General features: G+C 65.2%; 17 protein-coding genes. 8 read left to right on the top strand and 9 right to left on the bottom strand.

The genetic code is table 11. From position 1 onward, the window contains the following. Window positions 1–18: 18 nt before the first annotated feature. The 3 genes from ilvN to miaA form a co-directional block, all read right to left on the bottom strand. On the bottom strand, window positions 19–534 hold the full coding sequence (gene ilvN / locus BXY53_RS05465) for an acetolactate synthase small subunit (protein ID WP_425359179.1): 516 nt from the start codon (window positions 532–534) through the stop codon (window positions 19–21). A gap of 108 nt (window positions 535–642) precedes the next feature. Continuing rightward, window positions 643–2,409 carry an acetolactate synthase 3 large subunit gene (locus BXY53_RS05460; protein WP_119060858.1) on the bottom strand — a complete coding sequence of 589 codons (1,767 nt, stop codon included), beginning with the start codon at window positions 2,407–2,409 and terminating at the stop codon, window positions 643–645. A 194-nt stretch (window positions 2,410–2,603) separates the two neighbouring features. Beyond that, the gene (gene miaA, locus BXY53_RS05455; protein WP_119060857.1) at window positions 2,604–3,485 is read right to left on the bottom strand and encodes a tRNA (adenosine(37)-N6)-dimethylallyltransferase MiaA; all 882 of its coding nucleotides are present in this window, start codon (window positions 3,483–3,485) and stop codon (window positions 2,604–2,606) included. A 59-nt stretch (window positions 3,486–3,544) separates the two neighbouring features. Here miaA and serB point away from each other — a divergent pair, with 59 nt between their 5' ends. Together serB and BXY53_RS05445 are read left to right on the top strand one after the other, a co-directional pair. Next, window positions 3,545–4,438: a phosphoserine phosphatase SerB gene (gene serB / locus BXY53_RS05450; protein WP_119060856.1), complete on the top strand. Its 894-nt coding sequence runs from the start codon at window positions 3,545–3,547 to the stop codon at window positions 4,436–4,438. Window positions 4,439–4,580: 142 nt separating this feature from the next. Next, a complete protein-coding gene (locus BXY53_RS05445; RefSeq protein ID WP_119060855.1) occupies window positions 4,581–5,984 on the top strand; it encodes a UDP-glucose dehydrogenase family protein in 1,404 nt (467 codons plus the stop codon). Between the two features lie 22 nt (window positions 5,985–6,006). Here the strand turns inward: BXY53_RS05445 and BXY53_RS05440 are convergent, their stop codons facing one another. Then, window positions 6,007–6,936: a peptidoglycan-binding domain-containing protein gene (locus BXY53_RS05440; protein ID WP_119060854.1), complete on the bottom strand. Its 930-nt coding sequence runs from the start codon at window positions 6,934–6,936 to the stop codon at window positions 6,007–6,009. A gap of 431 nt (window positions 6,937–7,367) precedes the next feature. On the opposite strand from BXY53_RS05440, the gene BXY53_RS05435 reads away from it, so the two are divergent. Next, window positions 7,368–7,577 (top strand): TOBE domain-containing protein, encoded by a 210-nt coding sequence (locus tag BXY53_RS05435; protein WP_119060853.1) that lies wholly within the window; start codon window positions 7,368–7,370, stop codon window positions 7,575–7,577. Here BXY53_RS05435 and BXY53_RS05430 read toward each other — a convergent pair. From BXY53_RS05430 to BXY53_RS05415, 4 genes are read right to left on the bottom strand one after another with little or no spacing between them, the layout of a single operon-like run. Next, on the bottom strand, window positions 7,532–8,356 hold the full coding sequence (locus BXY53_RS05430; RefSeq protein WP_119061786.1) for an ABC transporter ATP-binding protein: 825 nt from the start codon (window positions 8,354–8,356) through the stop codon (window positions 7,532–7,534). The genes BXY53_RS05435 and BXY53_RS05430 overlap by 46 nt on opposite strands. Beyond that, window positions 8,353–9,378, bottom strand: coding sequence for a FecCD family ABC transporter permease (locus BXY53_RS05425; RefSeq protein ID WP_119060852.1), 1,026 nt, complete (start codon window positions 9,376–9,378; stop codon window positions 8,353–8,355). The genes BXY53_RS05430 and BXY53_RS05425 overlap by 4 nt, the downstream gene beginning before the upstream one ends. Next, complete coding sequence (locus tag BXY53_RS05420; protein WP_210209151.1) at window positions 9,351–10,382, bottom strand: iron ABC transporter substrate-binding protein; 1,032 nt, start codon at window positions 10,380–10,382, stop codon at window positions 9,351–9,353. The genes BXY53_RS05425 and BXY53_RS05420 overlap by 28 nt, the downstream gene beginning before the upstream one ends. Beyond that, complete coding sequence (locus BXY53_RS05415) at window positions 10,383–11,147, bottom strand: molybdate ABC transporter substrate-binding protein (RefSeq protein WP_119060851.1); 765 nt, start codon at window positions 11,145–11,147, stop codon at window positions 10,383–10,385. A gap of 215 nt (window positions 11,148–11,362) precedes the next feature. Here BXY53_RS05415 and BXY53_RS05410 point away from each other — a divergent pair, with 215 nt between their 5' ends. The 4 genes from BXY53_RS05410 (at window position 11,363) to ppsA (ending at window position 19,398) form a co-directional block, all read left to right on the top strand. Continuing rightward, window positions 11,363–12,517, top strand: coding sequence for a putative sulfate/molybdate transporter (locus tag BXY53_RS05410; protein ID WP_119060850.1), 1,155 nt, complete (start codon window positions 11,363–11,365; stop codon window positions 12,515–12,517). An 81-nt stretch (window positions 12,518–12,598) separates the two neighbouring features. Further along, on the top strand, window positions 12,599–15,769 hold the full coding sequence (locus BXY53_RS05405; protein ID WP_119060849.1) for a beta-phosphoglucomutase family hydrolase: 3,171 nt from the start codon (window positions 12,599–12,601) through the stop codon (window positions 15,767–15,769). Window positions 15,770–15,858: 89 nt separating this feature from the next. Continuing rightward, window positions 15,859–16,965, top strand: a complete 1,107-nt coding sequence (gene fbp, locus BXY53_RS05400) for a fructose-1,6-bisphosphate aldolase/phosphatase (RefSeq protein ID WP_119060848.1) — start codon at window positions 15,859–15,861, stop codon at window positions 16,963–16,965. A gap of 9 nt (window positions 16,966–16,974) precedes the next feature. Continuing rightward, window positions 16,975–19,398 carry a phosphoenolpyruvate synthase gene (gene ppsA, locus BXY53_RS05395; RefSeq protein ID WP_119060847.1) on the top strand — a complete coding sequence of 808 codons (2,424 nt, stop codon included), beginning with the start codon at window positions 16,975–16,977 and terminating at the stop codon, window positions 19,396–19,398. 118 nt (window positions 19,399–19,516) lie between these two features. Here ppsA and BXY53_RS05390 read toward each other — a convergent pair whose 3' ends face one another. After that, on the bottom strand, window positions 19,517–20,680 hold the full coding sequence (locus BXY53_RS05390; RefSeq protein ID WP_119060846.1) for an acyl-CoA dehydrogenase family protein: 1,164 nt from the start codon (window positions 20,678–20,680) through the stop codon (window positions 19,517–19,519). Between the two features lie 154 nt (window positions 20,681–20,834). Between BXY53_RS05390 and BXY53_RS05385 the strand changes: the two genes are divergently transcribed. Next, entirely contained in the window at window positions 20,835–21,788 is a 954-nt protein-coding gene (locus BXY53_RS05385) for a LysR family transcriptional regulator (RefSeq protein ID WP_119060845.1), read from the top strand. Window positions 21,789–21,875: the final 87 nt, after the last annotated feature.

Here is a 21,875-nt window from a genome sequence, read left to right as displayed (position 1 = left end):
TGGTCAGGAGCCGGCGCGTCAGATCGGCTCGGCACCGCGCGAAATCGCGGCCGCGCCGGTCCGCACCACCTCGACCAGCCCGAGCGGCTGCATGAGCGAGATGAACTGCTCGACCTTGGACAGCCGGCCGGTGATCTCGAAGATGAAATGCTCGGTCGTGGCGTCGACCACCTGCGCACGAAACGCCTCGGCAAGACGCAAGGTTTCCACGCGCTTTTCGCCAGTGCCTTTGACCTTCACTAGCGCCAACTCGCGCTGCAGAGGATTGCCGAGCTTGGTGAGGTCGACAACGCGGTGCACCGGCACCAGCCGGTCGAGCTGGTTCTTGATCTGGTCGATCACCATCGGCGAGCCGGTCGTCACGATGGTAATCCGTGAGAGATGCGCCTCGTGTGACGTCTCGGAGACCGTTAGCGAGTCGATGTTGTAGCCGCGCCCGGAGAACAGTCCGATCACCCGCGCGAGTACGCCCGGCTCGTTATCGACAAGAACCGAGATCGTGTGCTGTTCGGTGATTTCCTGCGGCGGCGACATCATCTTCCTCTTGAGTCAATCCTTCACTCGCATAGCGCATGAAAAATGGCGCGGCAACTTTTGCGCCGCGCCGGGGTTTTTGCCGGCCGTCCCTCCGACCGGCGGGAATTATACGAGGACCTTCCCTTCCTCGGTGATCGCGCTTTCGATGTCCGCACCGTCGGCCTCGTCGCCGAGCAGCATGTTGTTATGCGCTTCACCGCTCGGGATCATCGGGAAGCAGTTGGCCTCCTTGCTCACGCAGCAATCGAAGATCACCGGACCAGGCGTGTCGATCATCTCCATGATGAGATCGTCCAACTCGTCCGGCTTTGTCGCGCGCAGCCCCTTGGCCCCGTAGGCTTCGGCCAGCTTGACGAAATCCGGCAACGCCTCGGAATAGGAGTGCGAATAGCGCCCGCCGTGGATCAGCTCCTGCCACTGCCGGACCATGCCCATGTACTCATTGTTCAGGACGAACAGCTTCACCGGCAGATTGTACTGAACCGCGGTCGACATCTCCTGCATGTTCATCAGGATCGAGGCCTCGCCCGCGACGTCGATGACAAGGGCGTCCGGATGCGCCGTCTGCACGCCGATCGCCGCCGGCAGACCGTAGCCCATGGTGCCGAGGCCCCCCGACGTCATCCAGCGGTTCGGCTCCTCGAAGTGATAATGCTGCGCCGCCCACATCTGATGCTGACCAACCTCGGTCGTGATGTAGGTGTCGCGGTCCTTGGTCAGCTCGTAGAGCCGCTGAACCGCATATTGCGGCATGATCACGTCCTTGCGGTTCTTGTAGCTCAGGCTCTTGCGCCCGCGCCACTCACCGATCTGGTTCCACCACGCCTTGAGCGCACCCTGGTCGATCTCTGGGGCACGGCGGCGCCAGACGCGCACCATTTCCTCCAGCACATGCGCGACATCGCCGATGATCGGGATGTCGACCGGCACGTTCTTGTTGATCGAGGACGGGTCGATATCGATGTGGATTTTCTTCGAGCCGGGCGAAAAGGCGTCCAGCCGCCCGGTGATGCGGTCGTCAAAGCGTGCGCCGACGTTGATCATCACGTCGCAGTCATGCATGCACATGTTGGCCTCATAGGTGCCGTGCATGCCGAGCATCCCCAGCCATTTCGGATCTGAAGCCGGGAACGCCCCGAGCCCCATCAGCGTCGAGGTGATCGGGTAGCCGGTCAGGTTCACCAGCTCGCGCAACAGCATGCTCGCCTTCGGCCCCGAGTTGATGACGCCGCCGCCCGTGTAGAACACCGGCCGCTTGGCCGAGGCAATCAGGTCGACCGCGTCGCGGATCGCCTGCTGATCGCCCTTGACCGCCGGGCGATAGCTCTTGTGGGTGATCTGGTTGGGGCTGAGATACGGCCCCTTGGCAAACTGGATGTCCTTCGGGATGTCGACGACGACCGGCCCCGGACGCCCGCTCTGCGCCACGTAGAACGCCTCGTGCAACACGCGCGCCAGATCGTTGATGTCCTTGACGAGATAATTGTGCTTCGTGGCCGGGCGCGTAATGCCGACCGTGTCGCATTCCTGGAAGGCGTCATTGCCGATCAGATGCGTGGCGACCTGCCCGGTGATACAGACCACCGGGATCGAATCCATCAGCGCATCGGTCAGGCCAGTGACTGCGTTGGTCGCGCCCGGACCGGAGGTGACGAGAACCACCCCCACCTTACCGGTCGAACGGGCATAGCCCTCCGCTGCGTGGACCGCGCCCTGCTCGTGACGTACGAGATAATGACGCAGCGCGTTCTGCTTGAACATTTCGTCGTAGATCGGAAGCACCGCACCGCCCGGATAGCCAAACAGCAGTTCGACATCCTGATCGGCCAGTGCGCGCAAGACGATCTCCGCGCCCGTCATCTGATTGCTCATTTCAACTCGCTCCAAACAGCTCGTTTCTTGTCACCGGTGTTGATTCGGGGGGTTCCGGTCATTCGGCGCGCACGCGGCGCACCATCACTATTTAAGTGCAGTGCACAAGCGCTGCGCAAGGTATCGACATGCGAATGCCCGGTCAATAGGCGACGCGCATGAAAGCGACAATTTCAATGCCGTTTTGAGACGATTTATTCCGGTTCTATCCAACCCCACGAAATCATATTTCGCCGCGCCCAGGTCAGTTGCCGCTTTGCATAGCGCCGCGTCTCCGTCTGCAAACGGCTGAGCGCCGTCTCCAGATCAGTTTCGCCGCGCAGATATGCGCCCAATGGTCGCACGCCGATCGCGCGCATGACGGGAAGCGCGGGATCCAGCCCGAGACGCAGGAGCGCAGCGACCTCCTCGATCGCGCCGTCCTCGACCATACGCGCCGCGCGCGCATCGCAGGCGCGATAGAGCGTGGCACGGTCCGGCGCGACGACATATTTCTCGGTCTGCTCCGCGTTCAGAAGCGGTGTGCCCTCGCCCTGCTGCCATTGGGTGATGGACTGGCCCGTCGCCTGCACCACCTCCAGCGCGCGGACGATGCGCTGGGTGTCGGAGGGGCGGAGCTGCGCCGCTGCGGCTGGGTCCCGGTCCCCCAGCAGGGTGTGCAGCGCGGCCGCTGTTTCGATGCGCGCCCGCTCGCGCCAGTAGCTGCGGATGTCGTCGGGGATTTCGGGCACCGGCGACAGCCCCTCCAGTAGCGCCTTGAAATAAAGCCCTGTGCCGCCGACAAAAATCGGGACAAGGCCGCTTTCCCGCGCCTCGCGCAGCGCTTCGGCGGCGTCGTCCAGCCACTGGCCGACCGAATACGGCGCAACGCCGGAGCGAACGCCATAGAGCCGGTGCGGCACCCGCGCCTGATGCGATTCGGAGGGCCGGGCTGTCACGATCCGCAGCTCGCGATAGACCTGCATGCTGTCGGCGTTGATGATCAGCCCGCCGCGCCGCTCTGCGAGGTCGAGCGCGAAGGCGGACTTGCCGCTCGCCGTCGGCCCTGCGATAAGAATGGCGTCTTTGGCCGTCATGCGACGCTCCCGGGCCGAACGCCCCGCCTGACTGTGTCTGCTCGCAGCATGGATGCCTGATGTCTTATGTGCTCGTCCTCATGGCGCCCGCACCGGGCGATGACGTTGCCGCGCTGGTTGAAGCCGCGCGCGCCACGCTGACCGGCGCTGGCGAGGTGCGCTGGCTCGCGCCCGGCAAGGCCGCCGAAATCCCGCTGCCCGATGCCCCGGCGGAGAGGCTGGCGACCTGGCATGAACAGATGGCTGAACTCATCGACGAGCAGTCCGTCGACTACGCCATCCTGCCCGCCGAAAACCGGCGCAAGCGTCTGCTGATCGCCGACATGGACAGCACCATTATCGGACAGGAATGCCTAGATGAAGTCGCGGGCGCCGTCGGGATCAAGCCCCAGGTCGCCGCAATTACCGAGCGCGCCATGCGTGGCGAGTTGAATTTCGAGGACGCGCTGCGCGAGCGGATCGGGCTCTTGCTTGGGCTGCCTGAGGCGTCGCTGGCCGACGTGCTGGAGACGCGCATCACGCTTAATCCCGGCGCGCGCGAACTCGTCGGTACGATGCGCGCCAACGGCGCGGTGACAATCCTGGTCTCCGGCGGTTTCACCTTTTTCACAGGCGATGTCGCCGGGCGCGCTGGCTTCGACACGCATCGGGGCAACGTGCTTCTGTTCGACGACGGCAAGCTGACCGGGGTGGCCGAACCCATCCTGGGCCGCGAGGCCAAGCGAGAGACGCTGCTGCAACAAGCGCGCGCCCATAACATCCCGCTCGACGACGTGCTGGCCGTTGGTGACGGCGCCAACGATCTGGCGATGCTGGAACTGGCGGGGCTTGGCGTGGCCTACCACGCGAAGCCGGTCGTCGCTGCGCAGGCCGACACCAGCATCCGGCACTGTGATCTGACCGCCCTGCTCTATTTGCAGGGGTATGCGCAAGACGCCTTCACCACAGGATAAGCATCGCGCAGACAACGACCGCGGCACGTTTGCATGATCGTGTCTTATTGGCTATCTAGCCCGCAATGACAGCGACTTTCGTCCAGGCTTCGGGTGGCGTTCGCAGGGGAATGCGGGCGGCTCAACGATCAGGAGAGCGATCTTGAACATCTGCATGATCGGCGCGGGCTATGTCGGGCTGGTGTCCGCCGCCTGTTTTTCCAATTTCGGCTGGCATGTGCACTGCATCGACAAGGATGCCGACAAGGTCGCCGGCATTGTTGACGGCAAGATGCCCATTTATGAGCCGGGTCTGGAAGAGCTGGTCGAGCGGAACGTCAAGGCCGGGCGGCTGCACTTCTCGACCGAGCTGGCCGAGGCCGTGCGCGACGCGGACCTGGTCTTCCTTGCCGTTGGCACCCCGATGCGTCGCGGCGACGGCTACGCTGATCTCAGATACGTTTACCAGGCCGTAGCGGAGATCGCGCCGCATCTGAACGGCTTCACCGTCGTCACGACCAAATCCACGGTGCCCGTGGGCACGAGCCGCGAGATCGAGCGGCGCCTGCGTGAGCTGCGGCCCGATGCCGACTTCGCCGTGTGCTCCAACCCCGAATTCCTTCGTGAAGGTTCCGCCATTCAGGATTTCACCCATCCGGACCGGGTGCTTGTGGGCGTGGATAATGAACGCGCCAAGGCCAAGATGGAGCGCGTTTATGAGCCCCTGCGCCTGCGCAACGCGCCGGTGATTTTCGTCGGGCGCGAGTCCGCCGAGCTGGCAAAATACGCGGCCAACGCCTTTCTGGCGATGAAAATCAGCTTCATCAACGAGATTTCCGATCTGTGCGAGGAAGTGGGCGCCGATGTGCAACAGGTCGCCACGGCCATCGGCTCGGACCGTCGTATTGGCGACAAGTTCCTGCATCCAGGACCGGGCTTTGGCGGGTCGTGCTTTCCGAAGGACGTCTCCGCGCTGGTGCGCACCGGCCGGGAGGCCCGCGCCCCGCTCTCGCTGATCGAACAGGTCGAGAAGGTCAACACTGAGCGCAAGATCGCCATGATCCCGCGCATCGAGCGCGCGGCGGGCGGCGAGGTACGCGGCAAGACGATTGCTTGCCTGGGCGTGACCTTCAAGCCGAATACCGACGACATGCGCGAGTCCCCGAGCCTGGTCATCCTGCCGATGCTGATGGAGCGCGGGGCCCGCGTGCGCGCTTATGATCCGCAGGGGCGTGCCAACGCTGAGCCGCTTCTGCCGGGGGTCGAGTGGGCGGATGACGCGCTCGATGCCGCCGAGGGGGCGGACCTGCTCGTAATCCTGACCGAGTGGAACGAGTTCCGGGCGCTGAACCTGCGCGCACTGAAAGAGCGGATGCGCGGAAGGATCCTCGTCGACCTTCGCAACGTGATGCGCCCGGAAGTCGCTGCAGAAGAGGGCTTTGTCTATCACGGCGTGGGCCGCCGAGAAGGAGCGACCGGGCCGCAACCGGTTCAGCCTGCAGGCGATGCAGTCTCTGCGGCGAGCCAACCCACGCCGACCGGGATACCCAACGCCACTGATGCCTGATCTTGGTCGACTTGGCAGCGGCTCACCGGCCAGTGCCTGATCCCGGCCAGCCGCGGAGCGTATTTTGGAACGACGACCGGGACCGGTAACGGTTAGCGCGCCGCGCCTGGCGCTGGCGAACCCGCCGCTGCCTTACCTGCCTTGACCGCGCGCGCGCACGCTCTTGACGTCTCGTCCTGGCCCTGGGCTCCCGGGCGCTTGTCTCGCTGGCACTCGGTGTCGCCTGGGCGCCGCCTTCGGCTTCAGCCTGCTCCTCATCCGGCTCGGGCATCGGCTCGCCGCGCATCCATGGCGGCAGATAGGACGGCCGGTTCTTCAGATCCTCAAGACCGGCCCCCGGATCCAGCGCGGCAACCTGCGATCCGGCCTCGCCACCCCCATTACAATAGTCGTCAGGCGCCTTTCGTATCGAGCTCAACAGCGCGCGCGTGGGCTGTTTCAGCGGAAGTTTCGACTGCGCCACCCGATTGAAGCGGGCCACGGCGTTTCGGCTCATCGGCCCCCAGATATTGTCTACGCTGCCGCGATAGCAGCCGATCCGCGCAAGCTCTTTCTGTACTTCTGCGGCGAAATCCGGCCCCGGTGGCATGAGCCGCAACGCCTCCTCCCCGGTCGTCAGGGCCGTTTTCTGCTCGCCTTGGGTCACGACGACGCGCGTACCAGCCGCAGAGGAATCGGTTTTCGGTTCGGGCAGCGGAATTGTCTTGCTTTCGATCGCGCCGACGCTGGCGACCGCCACGGGCGCATCAGACGTCTCGGGCGATTCCGCATCCGGCACGGTGTCGGCGGTCTGCTGCTGTGGCGGGCTTTTTTCGTGCGCCGATGATTGCGAGAGGTCGATTTTCACCGGCACCGGCTCGGTGTGCTCCTGCGAGGCCGAAGCGCCGAAATCCGTCTTCGCCAGATCGTTTGTGGTGGTCTCAACCGGTGGCTGACCGGAGCGGGAAGACATGAAAAGCAGTGCTAGAAACGCGGATAACGCAACGGGGCGCCACATCGCCAAATCTCCAGGAACCGGGGGACGCAACAAGCTCGTCACTTCGACAAGCTTTTAACGATCTATGAAAGGACTATACGCGGATTGAGCGAGAAACGATAGCGCGGACCGATCAAAAACGGCGTGAGTGTGGACGCAGACTTAGAATTCCATGAGCCTTCCGACCACTTGCGTCCCGAGATGACAAGGGCTTGGGGCAGCGCCTTCGGGGCAGGCACGCTGCGACTTACTGGGAAGGCCAAACCCGTTAAAGATGTTGATAGGGCGTGGGCAACCCCGTCGGAGACGTCCTGGTATCTTGACCTGCAGCATCCGCTTGCCGAGGTCCAAGCCTGCGGCCCGGCAGGGTACGCACTGTTCAGACAACGATTGAGGAGACGAGGAACATGAAGCTCAGTGCGCGCAACAGGCTCAAGGGCACAGTCAGCAGCATCAAGGAAGGTCCGGTGAACAGCCAGGTTCAGGTCGATATCGGAGGGGGCAACGTGCTCACCTCAATGGTCACGAGCGACGCGGTCGCGGACCTCGGCCTGTCGGAAGGCAAGGAAGTCTACGTCATCATCAAGGCGTCGCAAGTCATGCTCGGCGCGGAATGACGAAGCGCGGGCGCGCAGACCAGCCTTCCGCTTTCGGTGCGCTCCACGCTGACCGGCACGCCGTAAACGGCGCTCAGGGACTCGCCGGTCAGCGCCTCCTCGGGCCGCCCGCGGCCGACGATCGCCCCGTCTCGCATGAGCAGCACGTCCGCACCGAGCGCAAACGCCTGGTCCGGGTCATGCGTGGACAGGATCACGCCGCGCTCTTCGCTCTCGGCATCGCGCGCCAGCTTGGCGACTTCCGCCAGGACGCGGGCCTGGTTGCCGAAGTCGAGGCTCGCCGTTGGCTCGTCCATCACGACCAGCGGCGCTTCCTGCGCCAGCGCGCGGGCAATCAGCACAAGCTGGCGCTGCCCGCCTGACAGCCGCGAATAGTCCCGCCCCGCAAGATCGGCGATCCCCAGCCGCTCCAGCGATGCCTCGGCCACCCGCCGGTCCGCCGCGCCGGGCTGGGCGAATGCGCCGAGCCGCGCCGTGCGGCCCATCAGCACGATCTCGATCGCTTCGTAGGGAAATGGCGGCGCGTGCTGTTGCGGGACGTATGCGACGGCCTGGGCGATCTGCGCGCGGCTCAGCCCCGCCAGCGACGCGCCATCGACTCGCACCTGCCCGCCAAGCGCCGGGATCAGGCCGAGAAGAGTCTTGAACAGCGTGGTCTTGCCGCAGCCATTCGGGCCAAGGAGGCAGAGGATTTCACCGGGGCGCACATCGAGCGAAAGGCCAGCGCCGATCGCCTTGCCTCCGTGGCCGATTGCCAGGTCGCGGGCTTCCAGCATCACGACCACCCGCGCCGGCCGCGCGCCAGCAGCCAGATGAAGAACGGCGCGCCAATCACCGCCGTGAGAATACCCAGCGGTACTTCCGTCGCCGCGATGGTACGCGCGAGCGTGTCAACGACGAGCAGGTAGCCCGCGCCGACCGCTGCGGAGACAGGCAAGAGCCGGCCGAAGCCCGGCCCGACCAGCATGCGCCCGATATGCGGAATGACCAGCCCGACCCAGCCGATCACGCCTGCGACCGCCGTGACGCTCGCGGTCACAAGCGTCGCGGCCGCGATGGTCCACAGCCGCAGCCGCCCGGCCTCGACACCGAGCGCGCGCGCCTCTTCATCCCCCATGCCGAGCACGTTGATCCGCCAGCGCAATAACCCCAGCGCCGCCAACCCCACTGTGACCGGCAGGATCGCCGGCGCGACATCAGCGGGCGTGACCGCCGCCAGCGAGCCGAGCAGCCAGAATGTGATCGCCGGAAGCTGATCGTAAGGATCGGCCAGGACCTTCACGAGCGATGTTGCCGCGCCCGCCAGCGCGCCGACCACGACGCCGGTCAGCACGAGGATGAGCGTCCGGTCCCCGTGGCGAACCGCACTCGCCACCACCAGAACCAGCCCGACCGCGCCCAGACCGCCCGCAAAGGCCGAAAGCTGGATGCCGAGCACCGGCAGCGACAGAAAGATGCCGAGCACCGCGCCCAGCCCCGCGCCGGCGGAGACGCCGAGAATATCCGGCGAGACCAGCGGATTGCGGAACAGCGCCTGATAGGAGGCCCCCGCCGCCGCCAGCGCCGCGCCGACCAGCAGCGCCGCCGCCACCCGCGGCAGGCGTACGTTCCACACGACGATTTCCGCTTGGGCATTGCCCGTGCCGATCAGCGCGCCGAGGACCTGGCCCGGCGAAAGCTGATACGGCCCAATCATCAACGCCGCCAGCGCGAGCAGCGCTAGCGCGCCCGCGAGCGTCACCCCGAGGCTCAAGCCCCCGGCGCGGGCGCGGCTTACTGTGGCGGTCGTCCCTTGGCCCATTCAAGCAGCGTGTTCAGTTTCTCGTCACTGAGGTCGATATGATAATACAGGCTGTAGAAATCTTTGACTTCCTTGGCGAGGTCGCCCTCCCACCGGTCGGGATAGAGCGTCGCGGCCATCCATTTCAGGCCCATCATGCGGTTAATGGAGGGCGGCCGGTCGATCCAGCCGAACGGCGCGGACGGCGCGAGATAGACGCGCTCGCGCTTGACCGCCTCGATGCCCTGCCAGAGCGGATTGTCCCAGACATTCTTGTAGAAGGTCGGGTCCCAGGTGACGATGGTGTCCGGGTTGGCAACGATCACCTGCTCGATCGAGGCCTGCACGATCCGCCCGCGCCCCGGCGCATCGGCGACGTTTATGCCGCCCGCGCGTTCGATGATCTCGGTGTTGATCGAGCCGCGCGTGCCGGTCTCCAGCCCGTTGGGGCCGCGCGCCAGATAGACCCGCGGGCGCTCCTCCTCCGGCAGCTCAGCAACGATTTGGTCGATCCGGGCGAAGGTCTCCTCGACATCGCGCGCCAGCCGCTCGCCACGCTCCGGCACGCCGAGTATCTCGCCCATCAGCCGCAGCGCCTCCGGCGTACTCTCGAAGCGCCCGTCGATCAGTACGTAGGGAATGCCGGTTTGCGCCTGCACGCGATTGGCCAGGTCGATATAGGTGTCGCGCACCGAGCCGAAGTCGAAGATCAAGTCTGGCGCGATCTCCAGAACCCGTTCGAGATTGGCCTCGCCGCCGCGCCCGGTGAGCCGCCCGGTCTCCGGCAGGTCGCGATATGGCGCGGCGATGAAGGGCCGCTCATCGGGTTTCAGCGCGCGGGGCCAGCCAGTCATCGCCTCCGGCTTCAGGACATAAAGGAAGATCGCCGCGGGCGGGCCGGCGGCAAAGACGGTGTTGATCTCCTCTGGCACCTCCACCGCGCGGCCCGCGCTGTCGGTCACGGTGCGGGCCTCGGCGGGGATCGCGATGAGCAGGATCGCGAAGAGGACGGCCAGTCGCATCATCTAGCGGTCTCCTTGGGGCAGGTTGACGGCATCGAACCCGTATTCGGCGAGGATGGCCTGGCCGGCCGGCGAGAGGACATAGAGCGCGAAGCGCCAGGCCGCCTCGGGCGCGCCGTTCATCACCATAAGGCCATAGTCGGCACTCACGGCGAGTTGCGGTGGCAGCGCGACCATTTGCAGGTCGGGCTTCTGCACGACGGCCCGCGCGGCATTGGTGCGGTAAGTCAGGAAGATATCGGCCGCGCCCTCCTCGATCACCCAGGCGTAGGGGTTGTGCCCTTCAGGCGGCGGGGTGCTCTCCGGCGCGCCGGTGAGCGTCAGCGCCTTGGCTTTCAGGCGATCCGCAGCGCCGGGCGCGACCGCCTCAGCCCGTTCGAACATCGCCAGGGCATAATCACCTGACGGGTCGGCCTTCGGCGTCGAGATACCCACGGTAATGTCATCCTTCAGCAGGACATCGAGCAGCGTATCCGGCGTCACCGTCATGTCCCCGCGCGCCAGCGCGCACAGCGCATTTCGCGCAAACAGCGCCACCGGGCCGCCCCCGCCCTCGGCTTCGAGCGCGCCGGGGTGTTCCATGTTCGCGGACGCAAAGACATGCGCCGTCTCCCCCCATTCAATCTCCTGGCGCAGCACGCCGGACGGGCCGAAATAGGGTTGCACCTTGTCGTGAAAGGCCGCCGTGAAACTGTCAGCGATTCGATTGAGCGGTGCCTCGAGGCTGCCGGCGGCGAACACCACAACGGGAATATCCTGAACGGTCATCGCCCCCTCACTGGTTCGGGTTCGGTTCTGCCGTGCAGCCTAACATTGCCGCCCTTGCCTGTCCGTGGCCAATCGAAAGGCCGAGCACTTCCAACTCTGCGCAAGCCTGCAGTGTTATGCAGAATTTTGTCTTCTGCGTCCATCTGAGCGAAAGCGTTGCATCACCCGGCCGAGGCTGGTCAAAATGATTCTAAAGAACGATCCGGAGTGAGGATGTGACTGTCGATCGCGGCACCCCTTATCGCTGGTCCGCGCAGGAGCTGAGCGGCGCGCTCGGCGACCTCGGCACGCTTTTGCCACTGGCTCTGGGCGCGATCGCGGTCGCGGGGCTTGCGCCGGCAGGCGTGCTGGCGGGCTTCGGGCTGTTCTACGTCGCGACAGCGCTGATCTACCGGCTGCCGGTGCCGGTGCAGCCCATGAAAGCGATGGCCGCGATCGCAATGACGGGCGCAGTGACTCCGGCGATGCTGGCGGCGGGCGGCGTTTTGACGGGCGTTGTGCTGCTGGTGCTCGGGCTAACAGGGCTGATCACACGGTTCGCGCGGATCGTGCCACAGTCCATCATTGCCGGTTTGCAGCTTGGGCTGGGGTTGGCGCTGGGCGCGGTGGCGCTGGAGCTGATGGCCGGCCACCCGGCGATCGGGGGCGTGGTGCTCGCCGTGCTCGCGCTGATGTTCGTCGCGCCGAAGCTGCCGACTGCGCTGCTCGGTGTCGCCGTTGCGATCGTGCTGGGGCAGGTGTTCGGCGTGCAGAATGCCGCGCTTGGGGCCGTCCAGACGCTCTCGCTCCGGGAATTGTGGCCATCAGTGGCTGAACTTGAGGGCGCGGTCTCTCAGCTCGTTCTGCCGCAACTCGCGCTCACGCTCACCAACGCCGTGCTGCTCACCGCGCTGATCGCTGGCGACTATTTCGGCAAGGAGGCTGAGCACGTGACGACCCGGCGGCTGGCAACGACCAGCGGTCTGGCGAATATCGCCCTGGCGCCGTTTGGCGCGCTACCCATGTGTCACGGCGCGGGCGGGCTGGCGGCGCATTACCGCTTTGGCGCGCGCAGCGGCGCGGCGCCGCTCATTCTGGGGCTGGCATTCCTCGGGCTGGCGCTTGCCCCCGCAGAGATTGCCGCAATGATGTTTGCGGCGATCCCGGCGGCCGGACTGGGCGCACTCCTGCTCTTCGCGGCGGGCGAACTGGCCATCAGCAAGCGGCTGTTCGACTCCCGCCCCTCCTGTTGGCCGGTTATTGCCATCACCGCGGGGGTGACGGCCGTCTTTGACCCATTCTGGGGTCTGCTCGTGGGCGGGGTGGCAGAGAGCATCCGTGCCCTGCTCGTCCGCCTGGTTTTCGGTCATCGCACGGCGTCCGGCCCTTAACCCTCACACCTTTCCGGAACGCGCCCGCCCCGCTCCGTGTTATTGTGCGTCAACAGACAAGGGGATATTCAGGCTACCGCTATGCCGGCGACCGAAACCATCGCGATCTCTGCCGACCACTTCGACGCGGCCATCTTCGACCTCGACGGCGTCATCACCGACACGGCCCGGACACATGCCAGTGCGTGGAAGCGCCTGTTCGATGCTTTCCTGCGTCAGCGGCAGGGACCGGACTTCCAGCCTTTCCAAATCGAGCGCGACTATTATGGCTACGTCGACGGCCGGCCGCGCTACGAGGGTGTGCAGAGCTTCCTCGACTCGCGCGGCATCACCCTGCCCTGTGGCGATCCGTCCGATGCGCCCGGCATGGACACAATCTGCGCGCTCGGCAACGCCAAGAACGCGCATTTCCGGGAAGCCGTTGCGAGCGAAGGCGTCAAGGTGTTCGAGGACGCGCCCGCACTGATCCGCAAGCTGCGGGCGGCCGGCATCAAGGTCGGAATGGTCACCGCAAGCCGGAACGGCGCACTGATCGTCGAGGCGGCCGGGCTGGAAAACCTGTTCGATGCCCGCGTTGACGGCGTGGACATCGCAGAGTCCAACCTGCAAGGCAAACCGGCGCCGGACAGCTTTGTCGAATGCGCGCGCCGGCTGGAGGCAGCACCGCGCCGCAGCATCGTCTTCGAGGATGCGCTGGTGGGGGTCGAGGCGGGCCGCCGGGGCGGCTTCGGTCTGGTTATCGGCGTCGATCGGCAGGAAGCCGGGCACGCGCTCATGCGCCATGGCGCGGATGTGGTGGTCAGCGATTTCGGGCGGATCGTCGTCGATGCGCCGGCGAACCCGGATCGCGACCGGCACCAGTGGTCGCTGGTCTGCGACGGCTTCGCGCCGGAGCAAGAGGGCCTACGCGAGGCCCTGTGCACGCTCGGCAACGGCTATTTCGCCACGCGGGGCGCGGCGCAGGAGGCAAGCGCGGACGATGTCCACTATCCGGGCACGTATCTCGCGGGCGGCTACGACCGGCTGAAGACGCACATCGCCGGGGAGGTTATCGAGAACGAGGACCTGGTCAATTTCCCCAACTGGCTGCCGCTCAACTTCCGGCCCGAAGACGGTGACTGGCTGGAGCTGACGAAAGCAAACATCCTCGACTATCGCCTGGAGCTAAACCTGCGCCACGGCCTGCTCTTGCGCACGTTGCGCATCGAAGACGCACAGGGGCGACGCACGCGTATCGAGAGCCGGCGCTTCGTCCACATGACCGCGCGCCACTACGCCGGGATCAAGACGATCATCACCGCCGAAAACTGGTCGGGCCCGGTTCAGCTTCGCTCCGCACTCGACGGTCGGGTAACAAACAGTGGCGTCGCGCGCTACGGCGATCTGCGCGGCGATCATCTGGAGCCGACCGGTCAGGGCAACGGCGAGGAGACGCCGATCTGGCTGCGCGTGCGCACCAAGCAATCGCGCATCGAGATGGCGCAAGCCGCACGCACGACCGTTTACCGCAATGGCACGGCGATCGATTGCACGCGGACGCTCACCAGCGAAGCCGGTCATGTCGCGGAAGACCTGAACTTTGCGCTTCAGGAAGGCCGGCCGGTCAGCGTCGAGAAGATCGTTGCGCTCTACACTTCCCGCGACACGGCGATTTCCGAGGCCGCTCTAGAAGCCTGCAACGCGGTCGAGCGCGCCCCGCGCTTCCCCGATCTGGAGCGCAGCCATGCCGATGCCTGGGACCGGCTGTGGCAGCGCGCCGAAATCGCCATCCGCGACGGTGGCATCGACCACCCGACCAAGTTACTGCGCCTGCACGCCTTTCACCTGCTGCAGGTAATGTCGCCGAACACGGTGGAATTTGACGCGGGCGTTCCGGCGCGAGGCCTGCATGGCGAGGCGTATCGCGGGCACGTCTTCTGGGATGAGTTGTTCATTTTTCCCTTCTTCAACATCCGCTTTCCCGAGATTGCACGGGCGCTGATCGACTATCGCCATCGCCGGCTTGACGCAGCCCGCCGTCTGGCCAGGCAGGCCGGCTTCAAGGGCGCCATGTACCCCTGGCAGAGCGGCAGCAATGGCCGGGAAGAAAGCCAGCGGCTGCATCTCAACCCGAAATCGGGCCGCTGGATACCTGACAACACCCACCTCCAGCGGCATGTCAGCGCGGCCATCGCCTACAATGTCTGGCAGCACTATCAGGCCACGTCGGATATCCAGTTTTTGCGCCGCTGCGGGGCCGAGATGCTTCTGGAGATCGGGCGGTTCTGGGCCAGCCTCACGCAATGGAACCCTTCGCGCGAGCGATATGAGATCCGGGGCGTGATGGGCCCGGACGAGTACCACGACGGCTATCCTGACGCCGAAACCCCCGGCATCGACAACAACGCCTACACGAACATCATGGCGGTCTGGTGCCTCAGCACGGCCCAGGAGTGCCTGGACCTTTTGCCACCGGGCTGGCGGCAGGAAATCCGCGAGGACATCGCGCTTACGGATGACGAGCTGGATCACTGGGCCGACATCAAACACAAGATGTTCGTGCCGTTCCACGACGATGGACTCATCAGCCAGTTCGAGGGGTATGAAACGCTGAAGGAGTTCGACTGGGAGGGCTACCGCGAGAAATACGACACGATCGAGCGGCTCGACCGTATCCTGGAGGCCGAAGGCGATACACCGAACCGCTACAAGCTCTCGAAACAGGCCGATGTGCTGATGCTGTTCTACCTTTTCTCCGCGGAACAGCTCACCGCCCTTCTGCACCAGCTCGGCTATGACTTCGACCCGGCCTCGATCCCGCGCAATGTCGAGTATTATCTCAGGCGCACCGCGCACGGCTCGTCGCTCAGCCGCGTTGTCCATTCCTGGGTGCTGGCACGCGCCGACCGCGAACGCTCCTGGCGACTGTTCCACGAGGCGCTCAGGAACGACGTCGCCTACCGGGAAAACAGCACCACCCACGAGGGCATCCATCTCGGCGCCATGGCCGCCACGGTGGACATCATCCAGCGATGCTATGCCGGCATGGAACTGCGCCACGGGCGCCTGTGGCTGCATCCCTGTCTGCCGGACGAGCTCAACGAGCTCTCCTTCACGATGGTTTACCAGAACAACGAACTGGACGTGCATATCGGGCGAGACGCGATCCGGCTGCACGCGGCGCACTACGCCAAGGAGCCGGCCGAGGTCTTCATCAACGGCGAACCCTGCACGATCCGGCCCGGCAAGACGCTTGAACGCCCGCTGAGCTAGCGGCGCGCCTTAACAACCGTAAAGGACCGCCCACGGTCCGTGCGCGTAGGCTATTGTTAAGGGAACGTCCATCGAAAGCGAGGTTGCAGATGGCTGATCTTCTCACATTCAGCGTCATCAAGGCCGATGTGGGCGGCTATGTCGGCCACTCCAACGTCCACCCCGAACTGCTGGAAACCGCGCGCAAGCAGACCGCCGAGGCGATCAGTTCCGGGCTGCTCATAGATGCCTACGTGACGAACTGCGGCGACGACCTGCAGCTCATCATGACGCACCGGCACGGCGTCGATAACAGCGAGGTTCACCAGTTCGCGTGGGACACCTTCGTCGCCTGCACCGAAACCGCCAAGAGCCTGAAGCTTTACGGCGCGGGTCAGGACCTGCTGTCGGATACCTTCGCGGGCAATATCACGGGCATGGGCCCGGGCGTCGCGGAGATGGAATTCGAGGAGCGCCCGAGCGAACCGGTCATCGTGTTCATGGCCGACAAGACCTCACCCGGCGCATGGAACCTGCCGCTGTTCAACATCTACGCCAACCCGTTCAATTCGCCGGGTCTCGTGATCGACACCAAGATGCACCAGGGCTTCGAGTTCGAGGTCATGGATGTGATCGATCACAAGAGCATCCGCTTCGTCTGCCCGGAAGAGATGTACGAGATGCTCATGTTCATCGGCGCGCCGCGCCGGTACATGATCAAGCATGTCTATCGCCGCATGGACGGGATGATCGCGGCCTCGGCGTCAACGCAACGGCTCAGCCTGATCGCCGGCAAATATGTGGGCAAGGATGACCCTGTGCTCGTGACCCGCTGCCAGTCCGGGCTGCCGGCGGTGGGCGAGACGCTGGAGCCATTCACCTTCGCCCATACGGCGGAAGGCTGGATGCGCGGCTCGCATCATGGGCCGCTCATGCCGTGCAGCTTCGAGGACGCCACGCCGTCGCGCTTCGACGGTCCGCCGCGGGTCATCGCCGCTGGTTTCCAGGTCGCCGAGGGCAAGCTCATCGGCGCGCGCGACATGTTCGCCGACCCGGCCTTCGACCGCGCCCGCGCGCAAGCCAACGAGGTCGCGGATTATCTGCGCCGCCACGGGCCATTCGAGCCGCACCGTCTCGGCCTGGACGAGATGGAATACACGACCATGCCGCAACTCATGGAGAAGTTCAAAGACCGCTGGGTGGATGAGTCGGAGTAAGGCCGGCCCATGCCCACCGCCCGCTACATCCGCTGGTTCTCCGAGCTGGGGCTGGACGATGTCCCGCTCGTCGGGGGGAAGAATGCCTCGATCGGCGAGCTGTACCGCGAACTGACACCGCTGGGCGTGCGGGTGCCCAACGGCTTCGCCATCACCGCCGACGCCTATTACGAAATGCTCACCGAGGCCGGCGCGTGGGATAGGCTGCATGAACTCCTCGACGATCTCGACAAGTCGGATGTGACGGCGCTGGCCGAGCGCGCAGCGACTGCGCGCGAATTGGTCTACGGCGCCGGGATGAACGAGACGCTGCGCCACGAAATCACGGAAGCCTACGCCAAGCTGCGAGCGGAATACGGCGATGACCTCAGCCTCGCCGTGCGCAGCTCCGCCACCGCCGAAGACCTGCCGAGCGCCAGCTTTGCCGGGCAGCACGACACCTATCTGAACGTCAAGGGCGACGAGATGCTGCTCGACGCCTGCCGGCGCTGCTTCGCCTCGATCTTCACCGACCGGGCCATCAGCTACCGCGCCGAGCGCGGCTTCGATCACTTCAAGGTCGCGCTGTCGATCGGCGTGATGAAGATGGTGCGCTCCGACCTTGCCGCGGCCGGCGTGATGTTCTCCTTGGATACCGAGACGGGCTTCAAGGACGTGGTCTTCATCAATGCCGCCTACGGCCTCGGCGAGAACGTCGTACAGGGGACCATCGACCCGGACGAATTCTACGTCCACAAGCCGACCTATGAACAGGGCCACCGAGCGGTCCTGCGCCGGCGGCTTGGCGGCAAGCAGATGAAAATGGTCTACGCGACAGGGCACACGCGCGAGCAGACCCGCAATCTCCCGACGCCCGAAGCCGATCAACAACGCTACAGCATCTCGGACGCGGATGTGCTCGACCTCGCCGGGCAGGCCATCGCCATCGCCAAGCATTACAGCACGCAGGCTGGCGAGGACCGGCCGATGGACATCGAATGGGCCAAGGACGGCAAGGACGGCCAACTCTATATCGTGCAAGCCCGGCCGGAGACCGTCGCCTCGCAGCGCAAGGGGGAGATCCTCAAGACCTACCATATCCAGGAGCGCGGGCCGGTGCTGGCGAAGGGCCGCGCCGTCGGCAACCGGATCGCGACCGGCAAGGCGCATGTGATCCCGGATGCACAGCACCTTGCGGACTTCAAGCCAGGGGAAGTGCTCGTGGCCGACAGCACCACGCCGGACTGGGAGCCGGTGATGAAGACCGCCGCGGCGATCGTGACGGCGCGGGGCGGGCGGACCTGTCACGCGGCCATCGTGGCGCGCGAACTCGGCATTCCGGCGGTCGTCGGCGCGGAAGACGCGGGCGAAAAGCTGGCCGACGCCGGCGAGGTCACGGTGTCCTGCGCGGAGGGCGATGTCGGCCGCGTGTATCAGGGTGCGCTCGCCTACGAAACGCAGGAGACCGACCTGAGCGGGCTGGCGCGTCCGGCCACGCATATCATGATCAATGTCGGCAACCCGGAATCGGCCTTTCAGCTCAGCTTCCTGCCGAATGACGGCGTGGGCCTGGCGCGGATGGAATTCATCATCAACGAATACATCAAGGTTCATCCGATGGCGCTGCTCCACCCAGAGAAGGTGGAGGACGAGCGCGCACGCGACGAGATCGCGCGGCTGACCCGGGGCTATGACAGGCCGGCGGATTTCTTCATCGAGCGGCTGTCCGAAGGTGTCGGGACCATTGCGGCGGCCTTCTACCCCGAGCCGGTGATCGTGCGCATGTCCGACTTCAAGACGAACGAATATGCGCGGCTCATCGGCGGGCGCTTCTTTGAGCCAGAGGAAGAGAACCCGATGCTCGGCTTTCGCGGCGCCTCGCGCTACGCCCATCCCGACTATGCCGAGGGCTTCGGGCTGGAGTGTGCGGCCATGAAGCGCGTGCGCGAGACGATGGGGCTGACCAATGTCCGGCTCATGATCCCGTTCTGCCGCCGGGTCGATGAGGCGGAGCGCGTGCTGGAGGCAATGGCTGAGCACGGCCTGAAACGCGGCGAGAACGGCCTGGAAATCTACGTGATGTGCGAGATCCCCAACAACGTGCTGCAGGCAGAGGCCTTCGCCGAGTTGTTCGACGGTTTCTCCATCGGCTCGAACGACCTGACCCAGCTCACGCTCGGCGTCGATCGCGATTCCGGGCTGGTCGCCTTCGACTTCGATGAGCGCGATCCCGGCATGCTCAAGCTGATACGCATGGCGGTCGAGGGCGCACACGCGAGCGGCAAGCACATCGGCATCTGCGGGCAGGCGCCGTCGGACTACCCGGAGATCGCGCGGTTCCTTGTCGAGATCGGAATCGACTCGATGAGCCTCAATGCCGACAGCGTACTGCAGACAACGCGCGACGTGCTGGAAGTCGAAAAGGAGCTGGGCCGCCCGCCCCGTAGCGACTAGCGGTCGCGGAGGCGCCACTTGTCATTGCGAGGCCGCCAGGCCGAAGCAATCTAGCCCCCGAGCGAGACATTAGACGCTGGATTGCGTCGCTTCGCTCGCAATGACGGGACAACCGTCGCTAAGCGACATCCTTCAGCCGCTTGGCGCGCTGCGTTATCAGCTCTTCACCGATCAGGTTGCGCTGCATCTCCGCGGTGCCGCCGCCGATGGCAAACATCCGCGCATCGCGTACCATCCGCTCGACCGGATAATCGCAGGAATAGCCGTTCGCGCCGTGGATCTGCAGCGCCGCGTTGGTCACCTCGATGGCTGCCTCGGCGGTCGAGACCTTGGCAAGCGCGGCGTTCACCTTGTTGGGGTAGCCATTGGTCAGCTCGCTCGCCGCGCGGTGCACGAGCATTCGACCGGACTCCAGCTTGATGTGCATGTCGGCCAGCTTCCAGCGGATGCCCTGAAAATCGCCGATGGGCTGACCGAACTGCTTGCGCGCAGCGGCGTAATCCACTGCGAGGTCGAGCGCCCCTTGAGCGATACCCAGCGCCACCGTCGCCGCACCGACCCGCTGCAGATTGTAGCAGCGCATGAGTTTCTTGAAGCCGTCCCCCGGCGGGACGAGCAGGTTTTCCGCCGGCACGCGGCAATGCTCGAAAACAACCTCGCCCTCCGGCATCCCGCGCAGGCCCATCATCATTGGCACGCGAGCCACGGACAGCCCCGGCGTGTCGGCGCTGACCAATACGCCGCCGATGCCCTCGGCGCCCGGCGTCTCGCCAAAGCGCGCGAAAACAAGGTAGGTGCGCGAAACGCCCGCGCCGGTGATCCAGCACTTCTTGCCGTTCAGGACGATATCCTCGCCCTCGCGCACGGCGCTGGTGGTCATGGACGTGGCCGCCGAGCCAGCCTCCGGCTCGGTAATCGCAATGGCCGGCTTGTCGCCCTTCACGATTTTCGGGAGCCAGGTCCGCTTCTGTTCTTCGGTGCCGTGTTCCAGTATGGCCTTCGGAATCGCGGTGTTGGCGTCCACCACGATGCGCGCGATCGTGCCGAACACCTTCGCGAGTTCCTCCACGACCACGACCATGTCCATCAGGCTCCGCCCGCCGCCGCCATAGGCTTGCGGGATGGTCATTCCCATGAACCCTTCGCGGGCGAGCCCTTCGACGATGTGCCAGGGATATTCGTTCGTCCGGTCCATCTCCGCGATGTGCGGCGCGACCTGATCATTTGCAAAATGCGCCGCGCGGGCACGCAGTTCGGTCTGTTGAGGCGTTTCCCGGTGCATCGTTCGTGACCCGTTGACTTGGTCTGATTGGCAGGCGCTGACGCGCCTGCGCCTTAAGTTCACGTTTTTGTGAACACGAGTGTGCTTGCAAGCCCAACTATTTGTCCAATGCAATTTTCTTCGCTGACCTATCGAATTCTGATATGAGTGGCCCATGGATTTGCGGCAGATGCGCTATTTCGCGGCGGTGGCCGAAGAGCTGAGCTACTCCCGCGCCTCGGAGCGGCTGAACATCAGCCAGTCCGCCCTTTCGCGCCAAATTCAGCTCTTCGAGGAGGAACTGGGTGTGCGCCTCTTCGACCGGCTCGGCCGCACGATTGCGCTCACCGCTGCGGGAGAGGAGTTGCTGCAGCGCTGCCAGACGGTGCTGAGCGATGCGGACGCCATCACGCGCCGCGCCGGCGAACTTTCGGGCGGCTCGGCGGGGCGGCTGCGCATCGGCGCGACACCGCAGACGCTGGAAAGCGTGCTTGCACCCTTCTTGCCCGGCTTTCAGGAAGACTTTCCTGACGTCGAGATCACCCTGGTCGAAGACGGCTCGGCACGCCTTTCCGAACAGATCGAACGCAGCCGGCTCGACCTAGCGATCGCCGGTCGTGTGGCGGGCTCGCCGCTGGCCGGACGGGAACTGTTTCCGCTTGGCGTGCTGGCGGTGTTGCCATCCGACAGCCCCCATCTGGGGCGTTCCTGGCTGGATGTGACCGCGCTTTCGGGCGAGAACCTCTTGCTGATGCGCCGGCACTTCATGACGCGCCAGCTTTTTGACAGCGCCTGCGAAGCGGCCGGCATCCAACCGGCAGCGATGATGCAAAGCGCCAGCCCGCACTGTCTCCTCGCCTTCGTGGCAGCCGGGCTTGGCACCGCGATCATTCCCTCGACCGTCCTGCTCGCACAGTTACACGCCAACGTCGTCCGGCTGTATCGCGGCGACAGACAGCTAGGCTGCGCGATGTCGGTCGTCTGGGATCCGCGCCGCTACATGGCCCCTGTAGCCGCCGCCTTCATTGAAGCGCTTCAGGCGGCAACGCGCGCAGATTTTCCCGGCAAGGAATTCGTCGCCGGCGAGGTGCCCTCCACCATCTCGCTGCCCGCCCGATACGGCGCTTAGCGCCACAAAATTGCCGCATCCACTGCGCGAACACCGCTCATTCGTGCTAGACTGCATGGCGCAAAACGAAACTGGCGGTCTCAAAAA

It is taken from the genome of Dichotomicrobium thermohalophilum (genome assembly GCF_003550175.1).
Taxonomy (GTDB): Bacteria; Pseudomonadota; Alphaproteobacteria; order Rhizobiales; family Rhodomicrobiaceae; genus Dichotomicrobium; species Dichotomicrobium thermohalophilum.
Note: the sequence above shows the minus strand (reverse complement) of the source record. Positions and strands in the feature narration are given on the sequence as shown.

Bases quoted from the DNA above. Each gene is read 5' to 3' on its own strand.
- ilvN (WP_425359179.1), bottom strand. From the start codon at position 534: ATGTCGCCGCCGCAGGAAATCACCGAACAGCACACGATCTCGGTTCTT.
- BXY53_RS05460 (WP_119060858.1), bottom strand. From the start codon at position 2,409: ATGAGCAATCAGATGACGGGCGCGGAGATCGTCTTGCGCGCACTGGCC.
- miaA (WP_119060857.1), bottom strand. From the start codon at position 3,485: ATGACGGCCAAAGACGCCATTCTTATCGCAGGGCCGACGGCGAGCGGC.
- serB (WP_119060856.1), top strand. From the start codon at position 3,545: ATGTCTTATGTGCTCGTCCTCATGGCGCCCGCACCGGGCGATGACGTT.
- BXY53_RS05440 (WP_119060854.1), bottom strand. From the start codon at position 6,936: ATGTCTTCCCGCTCCGGTCAGCCACCGGTTGAGACCACCACAAACGAT.
- BXY53_RS05435 (WP_119060853.1), top strand. From the start codon at position 7,368: ATGAAGCTCAGTGCGCGCAACAGGCTCAAGGGCACAGTCAGCAGCATC.
- BXY53_RS05425 (WP_119060852.1), bottom strand. From the start codon at position 9,378: ATGGGCCAAGGGACGACCGCCACAGTAAGCCGCGCCCGCGCCGGGGGC.
- BXY53_RS05420 (WP_210209151.1), bottom strand. From the start codon at position 10,382: ATGATGCGACTGGCCGTCCTCTTCGCGATCCTGCTCATCGCGATCCCC.
- BXY53_RS05415 (WP_119060851.1), bottom strand. From the start codon at position 11,147: ATGACCGTTCAGGATATTCCCGTTGTGGTGTTCGCCGCCGGCAGCCTC.
- BXY53_RS05405 (WP_119060849.1), top strand. From the start codon at position 12,599: ATGCCGGCGACCGAAACCATCGCGATCTCTGCCGACCACTTCGACGCG.
- fbp (WP_119060848.1), top strand. From the start codon at position 15,859: ATGGCTGATCTTCTCACATTCAGCGTCATCAAGGCCGATGTGGGCGGC.
- ppsA (WP_119060847.1), top strand. From the start codon at position 16,975: ATGCCCACCGCCCGCTACATCCGCTGGTTCTCCGAGCTGGGGCTGGAC.
- BXY53_RS05390 (WP_119060846.1), bottom strand. From the start codon at position 20,680: ATGCACCGGGAAACGCCTCAACAGACCGAACTGCGTGCCCGCGCGGCG.
- BXY53_RS05385 (WP_119060845.1), top strand. From the start codon at position 20,835: ATGGATTTGCGGCAGATGCGCTATTTCGCGGCGGTGGCCGAAGAGCTG.